General features: G+C 62.5%; 3 protein-coding genes. 2 read left to right on the plus strand and 1 reads right to left on the minus strand.

The window, feature by feature from the left end:
* Positions 1-119 precede the first annotated feature (119 nt).
* A complete protein-coding gene (locus tag L0G76_RS14970) occupies positions 120-1,664 on the plus strand; it encodes a sensor histidine kinase (RefSeq protein ID WP_487247010.1) in 1,545 nt (514 codons plus the stop codon).
* A 371-nt stretch (positions 1,665-2,035) separates the two neighbouring features.
* Here the strand turns inward: L0G76_RS14970 and L0G76_RS14975 are convergent, their stop codons facing one another.
* Positions 2,036-2,284 carry a WhiB family transcriptional regulator gene (locus L0G76_RS14975; protein WP_009884680.1) on the minus strand — a complete coding sequence of 83 codons (249 nt, stop codon included), beginning with the start codon at positions 2,282-2,284 and terminating at the stop codon, positions 2,036-2,038.
* Between the two features lie 360 nt (positions 2,285-2,644).
* On the opposite strand from L0G76_RS14975, the gene L0G76_RS14980 reads away from it, so the two are divergent.
* Positions 2,645-3,199, plus strand: a complete 555-nt coding sequence (locus L0G76_RS14980; protein WP_304357950.1) for a gamma carbonic anhydrase family protein — start codon at positions 2,645-2,647, stop codon at positions 3,197-3,199.
* The last annotated feature ends 99 nt before the right edge of the window (positions 3,200-3,298 follow it).

Raw genomic sequence — 3,298 nt, forward strand, 5'->3', positions numbered from 1 at the left:
TTGCTTCCCCGCCCCCCCATCATCTCTTTTTTCGCGTACCTTCCGCGGCGCGGTCGCCCCTCTGCGCGGCCCCCCCCCCGGGCTTTGCCCCCCCACGTCTGGGCCGCCATCATCGGCCTGTGCCGTTGCCCATCCGGAAGAAGAACACAGTGCTCAACGAACTCCTGGCCGCCGAAGGCATCACCGACGAGACCGACGTCGAACACATCCACCTGCTGGTGGGGGACTGGCAGCTCATCGCCGACCTGTCCTTCGCCGACCTCGTCCTGTGGGTGCCTTCGGCCAGCGGTGCCTATACAGTCGTGGCGCACTCGCGTCCGACGACCGGCGCGACTCTGTTCAATCGTGATCTCATCGGAGCCCGAGCCACCGGGATCGAACGGGAGCTGTTGGACTCGTCGGCCAGCTCACGGGAACTGGTGACGAAGGTGGCGCAGGCGAAATCCCTGGGCGTCAACGCCGGTACGGATGATACGGAGGTCTCCGCCGAGGCAGTGCCCCTCCTCCGCGGGGGAGTGACCATCGCCATCATGGTCCGTTACTCCGAAGAGGTCCGGCGCCGGGGTTCGTCCCGACTTGAGAAGTTCTACACCCAGTCTGCGATGTCGCTGCTGACCATGATCGCCCAGGGTGCCTTCCCCGACCGTGAGGCTCCGAGCGGGGCCAGGCACGGTGAGCCGCGGGTCGGCGACGGCATATTCATCCTCGATCGCGACTCCCATGTCCAGTACGCGTCGCCGAACGCGGTTTCACTCATGCACCGGCTCGGCCACAGCGGTGAGATCGAGGGGGATTACCTCGCCGAGGTTGTCTCGAGCCTGAGCACCGAGCTGCGACAGGTCGACGAGACCTTGCCGCTCGTGCTCACCGGCCGTGCACCGTGGCGGACCGAGCTCGAAGTCGACCGCACGAGCGTGTCCCTGCGGGCGATTCCACTGACCGATGACGGTACTCGGACCGGAGCGATCGTCCTGGCTCGGGACGTCTCCGAGATCAGACGACGCAAGCGCGAACTGCTGTCACGCGATGCGATGATCAAAGAGATGCACCACAGGGTGAAGAACAACCTGCAGACCGTTTCGGCGCTGCTGCGGCTGCAGACACGTCGAATCGACAGCCCCGAGGCGAAGGGTGCTCTGACGGAGGCGATGCGCCGAGTCTCGATCATCGCCGTCGTCCATGACGTGCTGAGCCAGGGAGTCGAATCGGAGGTGGACTTCGACGAGGTCGTCGACAAAGGGCTGCGCCTGACTCCCGAGCTGACGAGTCCGCTGGTGCAGATCAGCCTCAAACGGTGCGGCACCTTCGGCACCATCTCCTCGGCGGATGCGACGTCTTTGGCCCTGGCGATCACGGAGCTGATCACCAATGCGATCGAACATGGGTTCCCGGTCTCCGAGCAGGAGAACCTCGCCCCGGGGGAGACGCTCAACGGACATGTTTGGGTCACTCCGGAGCGCGAGGGCGATCACCTGCATGTCACGATCGCCGATGACGGTGTGGGGCTGGGCGAGCACCACAGCCCCGGCAACGGACTGGGCACGCAGATCGTGAAGACCCTGGTGTCTGCTGATCTGGCGGGTTCGATCCAATGGGAAGAACGCGATGGCGGTGGAACTGTGGCGATCCTCGACGTGCCGCTGCGCCCCGACTCCTACGACTGATGCAGCGCCTCAGCCGCTGAATCGCGTTTCGCCTACATGCAGTGGCAAATCAAACCGCTGCAGACAGCTGAATCGGCACTCATGGTGTGGGGTTGATCAGCGACAAACTGATTTGCCACTGCAGGGGTGAAGAGTTCCCGACGGTATGAATTGCGTATCGCGGTAGGGGGATCGCACCGGGAAGCCACGTGAGGTTCCACCGTGCTGCAGGAGCGTGCTGTGCTCCACCGCACTCGGACTAGTGCAGACACAATGGAGTCCCTTGCTCAGAATGCGAACATCTCGTGTTCAGAGCAAGGGACTCAGATTGCGACCGGCTGTATGCAGAAGCTGAAGTTCTCAGCCGGCAGAGGACTCAGTATGCGCAGGACTCAGCCGGCGCGGCGGGCACGTGCGGCGCGGCGTTTGAGCGCGCGACGCTCATCCTCGCTGAGACCGCCCCAGACGCCTGCATCCTGACCGGATTCCAGAGCCCACTGCAGGCAGGTCTCCACTACTTCACAGCGGCGGCATACAGTCTTTGCCTCTTCGATCTGAAGCAGGGCGGGACCGGTGTTTCCGATCGGGAAGAACAGTTCCGGATCCTCATTGAGGCATGCTGCACGATGTCGCCAATCCATGGTGACCTTTCGACGAATTAAGTGAACGCGGTGTACGACACCCAAATTCCAGGCGCGCAACTCTCTTACCCAAGGTTCACATAACCGTTTTGGGCACACAAGGGTAATGCAGTGTGAAATTTCTGACAAATATTTCGCCCATTGTCCTGCTATAGGGGCCGTGACGCAAATTCGTCCAATATGCGTCCCTATCGCGCCCGCATGCGACAGCGACATCATGGTGCATCTGGCCGATCGGGTGCGGCAAGTTCACGGTTAGACTGACGATGAAGCGACCGGTCATCTCGGCGTCACGTCTTGACCGCCGCAGACTCAGTTGAGCACAGGAACTGAAACGCAATGTGAACCAATGGAGGACTCATGACAAACGACAACCTCGCCCAGGCGCGCATCATCTCGGTCGGTGGACATACCCCGCAGGTCGACCCCGGGGCGTTCATCGCCGCCGGTGCGACTCTGGTCGGTGATGTCAGGGTGAAGAAGGGCGCCAGCGTCTTCTACGGATGTGTGCTCCGGGCAGAGAACGCCCCGATCACCATCGGCGAGGACTCGAATGTGCAGGACAACACGGTCATGCACACCGATGAGGGGAAACCTGTCGTCATCGGTTCGCGAGTCTCGATCGGTCATCAGGCTCTTGTCCATGGGGCAGTGGTCGACGACGATGTCCTCATCGGCATGCACGCCACAGTCCTCAACGATGCACACGTGGGCTCCGAATCACTCGTTGCCGCAGGTGCGATCGTGCTCGAGGGCACCGACATCCCGGCCCGGTCGCTGGTCGCAGGAGTCCCGGCGAAGGTGCGCAGGGAGATGACCGACGACGGCGTTGAAAAGGTGCGCCAGAATGCGCAGTCGTATCTGCGGCTGTCGGCGCTGCATCGGGATACCGCCGAAGTCCTCGACGGTTTCTGAGGTGCCGTGGTTGGTCCCTTCCGATCCAGCTATGCTCAGGCTGTTCCGAGCCCTGTCCGAGCCGCAGCGGCCATTCGCCCTGTCGTCCGCTATTTGAGA

It is taken from the genome of Brevibacterium picturae (assembly GCF_030453725.1).
GTDB lineage: Bacteria > Actinomycetota > Actinomycetes > Actinomycetales > Brevibacteriaceae > Brevibacterium > Brevibacterium sandarakinum_A.